The sequence below is a fragment of the Rhodobaculum claviforme genome, from assembly GCF_016653255.1.
GTDB classification, from domain to species: Bacteria; Pseudomonadota; Alphaproteobacteria; order Rhodobacterales; family Rhodobacteraceae; genus Rhodobaculum; species Rhodobaculum claviforme.
In genome coordinates, this window is the sequence record NZ_NHSD01000074.1 from 1 (window position 1) to 4,357 (window position 4,357).

General features: G+C 69.4%; 4 protein-coding genes. 1 reads left to right on the forward strand and 3 read right to left on the reverse strand.

The window, feature by feature from the left end:
- Positions 1-1,388, forward strand: a 1,388-nt coding sequence (gene secF / locus CCR87_RS01205; RefSeq protein ID WP_201155504.1) for a protein translocase subunit SecF, incomplete at its 5' end; no start/stop codon positions are given.
- Positions 1,389-1,446: 58 nt separating this feature from the next.
- Here secF and CCR87_RS01210 read toward each other — a convergent pair.
- The 3 genes from CCR87_RS01210 to CCR87_RS01220 all read right to left on the reverse strand — a co-directional run.
- Positions 1,447-2,388 carry a tripartite tricarboxylate transporter substrate binding protein gene (locus CCR87_RS01210; protein ID WP_201155505.1) on the reverse strand — a complete coding sequence of 314 codons (942 nt, stop codon included), beginning with the start codon at positions 2,386-2,388 and terminating at the stop codon, positions 1,447-1,449.
- 30 nt (positions 2,389-2,418) lie between these two features.
- A complete protein-coding gene (locus CCR87_RS01215; protein WP_201155506.1) occupies positions 2,419-3,345 on the reverse strand; it encodes a tripartite tricarboxylate transporter substrate binding protein in 927 nt (308 codons plus the stop codon).
- 20 nt (positions 3,346-3,365) lie between these two features.
- A partial coding sequence (locus CCR87_RS01220; protein ID WP_201155507.1) for a tripartite tricarboxylate transporter permease occupies positions 3,366-4,357 on the reverse strand: 992 nt, incomplete at its 5' end.

Sequence of the window (4,357 nt, forward strand, 5' to 3'; positions counted from 1 at the left end):
GGCTGGTCGCGGGGCTGGCGGGGCTGGGGCTGGTCGTCGTGATCATGGTCGGGCTGTATGGCGCCTGGGGGCTTGTGGCCTCGGCCATCCTGGGGCTGAACGTCGCGCTGACGCTGGCGGCGCTGGGCCTGATCGGGGCCACGCTGACGCTGCCGGGGATCGCAGGCATCATCCTGTGCCTCGGCATCGCGGTCGACGCCAACGTCCTGATCTTCAGCCGCATCCGCGAGGAGACGGCGAGGGGCGCGGGCGCGATGAAGGCGCTGGCGCAGGGGTACGACCGCGCCTGGGGCACGATCCTCGATGCCAATGTGACCACGCTTCTGGCCATGGGGCTGCTGTTCACGCTGGGGGCGGGGGCGATCCGCGGATTTGCGGTGACCATGACCGTGGGCATCCTGGTGTCGATGTTCACCGCCATCACCCTGATGCGCATCGTGATGGAGGGCTGGGCCCGCGCGCGGCGGCTCAAGCGGCTGGAGATCCCGCCGCTGCTGGGCCGGGTGCCCGCGCCCGTCCGGCGGTCGCTGCTGCGCCACGGTCGGCTGGCGCTGGCGGGGGCGGGGGTGCTGTCGGTGGTCGCGCTGGCCGCGCTGGCCTGGCCGGGGCCGCAGTGGGGGATCGACTTCACCGGCGGCGTGCAGATGAAGCTGAGCGCGCCGCAGCCCATCGCGCTGGCGGAGCTTCGCGCCGCGCTTGCGGGGTTCGGCGATGCAGCCCTGCAGACCTTCGGCGCCCCGACCGAGGTGCTGCTGCGCCTGCAAGGCGACGCGACGCAGGCCACGGTCACGGCGCTGGAGGCGGCGGTGCGCGCCGTGGTCCCCGGCGTTGCGTTCGAGCAGATCGACCTCGTCGGCCCGACGATCAGCGGCGAGCTGGCCTGGTCCGGCGCGTTGGCGCTGTCGGCGGCGGTGCTGGCGATGCTGGTCTACATCTGGCTGCGGTTCGAATGGCACTTCGCCGCCTCGGCCATCGCCGTGCTGGCGCTCGACGTGGTCGTGACGCTGGGCGTGATCGCGCTGGCGGGGTGGGAGGTCAACCTGACCACCGTCGTCGCGGTACTGACGCTGATCGGCTATTCGGTCAACGACAAGGTCGTGGTCTTCGACCGCGTGCGCGAGAACCTGACGCGGGTGCAGCGTGTGGGCCTTGCGGGGGTGGTGGACCGCAGCCTCGACCAGGTGCTGGCGCGCTGCGTCTTCACCTCGGGCACCACACTGGCCGCGCTGATCCCGATGGCGATCTGGGGTGGTCCGGCGGTGGCGGGCTTTGCCTGGCCGATGATCGCGGGCGTGCTGATCGCCACGACCTCGTCGCTGTTGGTGGCGGGCCCGCTGCTGGTGTGGATGGCGCGGCGGCAGGGGGCCGCCGCGCCGGTCGCCGCGTGATCGCGGTGCCGTATGGCGGGTCTCGGCTGCGGGATGCGCAGCCGAGACCGATGACGGCTCAGTCGGCCATCACCTCCTCGGTGGCGGTGCGGATGCGGCGGACGCTGTCCTCCATCTCCTCCTGGCCGATGAAGACCACCGGAAAGAAGGTGTTGCCTTCGGTGATGTCGATGAAGGCCTGCGCGGTGGAGGCATGCTCGGCCGCCGAGATCAGCCGCGCCTTCACCTCGTCCGGCACGCCCTGCGGCACGATGATGGAACGGTAGTCCTCGATCGCGAAGTCGTAGCCCAGCTCCATCAGCGTGGGCACGTCGGGATAGAACGGGCTGCGCTCGGCCGACATGAAGGCGGCCACGACCATCTCGCCGGTGGGGGTGTACTGGGCGTGGGTGCCGCCGGAATAGGCGAAGTCGACCTCGCGGCCCAGCACCAGCGGCGCCATGCCGCCGCCGCCGCCGGTGGGCACGATGGCGAGGTCCAGCCCCTCCTGTTCCGCGATGGCGCGGATGATGGCCTCGTCCAGCGGGGTCTGCTGGGCATAGGTCATCTGGTTCTCGCGGCCGTATTCGATGATCTCGTCGAAGGTCGCAAACGGCTGCTCGGCCGAGGTGACGATGGCGTTCTGGCCGATGGCCACGGCGGCGAGGTATTCGAAATCGTCGATCTCGTACTCCACCGCCGTGATGATCGGGGTGAAGGTCAGCGCCGTGGTCCCGCCGAACAGGAAGGTATAGCCGTCGGGCGTGGTGTTCTTCAGCCGGGTGAAGGCCACGGCCGATCCGCCGCCGGGCTGGTTGACCACGTTCACGGGCTGGCCGAGGTATTCCTCCATCACGCGGGCCAGCACGCGGCCCTGGATGTCGGTGGACCCGCCCGGCGCAAAGCCGATGACCATGGTCAGCGGCCGCGTCGGCCAGTCGGCGGCCATGGCGGCGGGGGCGGCCAGGGTGGCGGCCAGCGTCGTCGCCAGCGTCGTGGCGATCAGGGTTCTTCTGTTCATCGCGGTCTCTCCTGTCGGGGGTTCGGCCGTTCAGTCGGCCATGAGCGCCTCGTTGGCGGCGCGGATTTCGCGGATGGTGGCCTCGGTCTCCTCGGCGTCCATGAACACGATCGGGTGGAGGGTGTTCTCGACCGTCACCTCCACGAACCGCGGGGCCTGGGTGGCAAAGCGCGCGGCGTCCTCGAACGCGGCGACAATGTGGTCGGGGCTGTCGCCGGGCAGGAAGAACGACCGGAAGTCGTCCATGGCGTAGGGGTAGCCCAGCTCCTCCAGCGTCGGCACGTCGGGATAGAAGGGGGAGCGTTCGCGCGTCAGGAACGCCAGCACCGTCATCTCGCCGGTGGGGGTGTATTGCGCATGCGTGCCGCCCGAGAACGCGAAGTCCACCTCGCCGCCCAGCAGGAGCGGGGCCATGCCGCCCCCGCCCCCCGTGGGCACGATGGCGAGGTCGATGCCCTCGGCCTCGGCGATGCGGCGCATGATCGCCTCGTCCATCGGCAGCTGCTGGGCATAGGTCATGGGGTTCTGCTGCCCGTGGGCGATCAGCTCCTCGAAGGTCTGGTAGGGGGCATCGCCGCGCGCGACCACGCCGAACTGCCCGCCCACCAGCGTGCCGGCATAGCGGAAATCGTCGATGTCGTATTCCGTCTGCGTCACGATGGGCGAGAACGTCAGGCCCAGCTGCACCCCAAACATGAAGGTGTGCCCGTCGGGGGCTGCATTCAGGAACCGCGTCAGCGCCACCGCCCCGCCGCCGCCGGGCTGGTTCACCACGTTGACGGGCTGGCCGAAATGCTCCTCCAGCACACGCGCGAGCACGCGGCCCTGGATGTCGGTGGAGCCGCCGGCGGCAAAGCCGATGACCATGGTCATGGGACGCTCGGGTTGCCACTCGGCCAGGGCCGCGGGCGCGGTGCCGGCCAGCATGGCGGCGGCGAGCAGGATCTTGCGGGTCATTGTTTCCTCCGTGGGGTGGGTCAGTCTGCGGGGGCGACGGGCTTGCCCGTGCGCACCGTGCGCCACGCCAGCATCACCAGCGCAATCGCCGTGCAGACGATGAAGAACAGCGCGATGGGCCGGTCCAGAAGGATCGACCAGTTGCCGCGCGACAGGATGATGGACTGGCGCAGGTTCAGCTCCAGCATCGGGGTGATGATGAAGGCCACAAGGAATGTGACGAAGGAGTAGTCGTATTTCTTCATCAGATAGCCGAGCAGCGCAAAGGCCATCAGGATCACCAGCCCGAAGGTGCCGTAGCCCTGCAGCATCATCCCCGCGAGGCAGAAGAACACCACGACCGGGATCACCACATGCGGCGGCACCCGGGTGATCTGGGCGAACACCATCAGCCCGAACCACCCCAGCGCCAACATCAGCACCGAGGCGAGGATCATCCCCGCAAAGATCGAATACAGAAGCTCCGGGCTGTCGCGCAGCAACAGCGGCCCCACCGTGATGCCATGGATCGCGAACGCCCCGATCAGCAGCGCCGCCGAGACATTGCCCGGGATGCCCAGCCCGAACAGCGGGATCAGCGCCGCCGGGATCACCGCGTTGTCGGCCGATTCCGAGGCGGCGATGCCCTTGGGGTTGCCCTTGCCGAAGGTCTCGGGGTCCCTGGCCGCGCGCTGTGTCATGCCATAGGACATGAACGACCCCACCGACGGCCCCAGCCCCGGCAGCGCGCCGACAAAGGTGCCCACCCCGGTGCCGCGCAGGATCGTGGGCATGATGCCGCGCAGGATCGGCCAGGTGATGTGGTCGTCGGGCCGGTGTTCCAGCTTCACGCCCATGTTGGCGCGATCGTAGCGCAGCTTCTCGGACTGGATGAACATCTCCGACAGTGCCAGCGTGCCGATGGCGACCGCGATCAGCGGCATCCCGTCCATCAGCTCGGTGTAGCCGAACGTCAACCGCGGCAGCCCGGTCTGGTTGTCCAGCCCCACCGTGCCGAGGAAGATCCCCAGCC

Excerpts from the sequence above, each read along its gene's own strand:
- CCR87_RS01210 (WP_201155505.1), bottom strand. The coding sequence starts at position 2,388 with ATGAACAGAAGAACCCTGATCGCCACGACGCTGGCGACGACGCTGGCC.
- CCR87_RS01215 (WP_201155506.1), bottom strand. The coding sequence starts at position 3,345 with ATGACCCGCAAGATCCTGCTCGCCGCCGCCATGCTGGCCGGCACCGCG.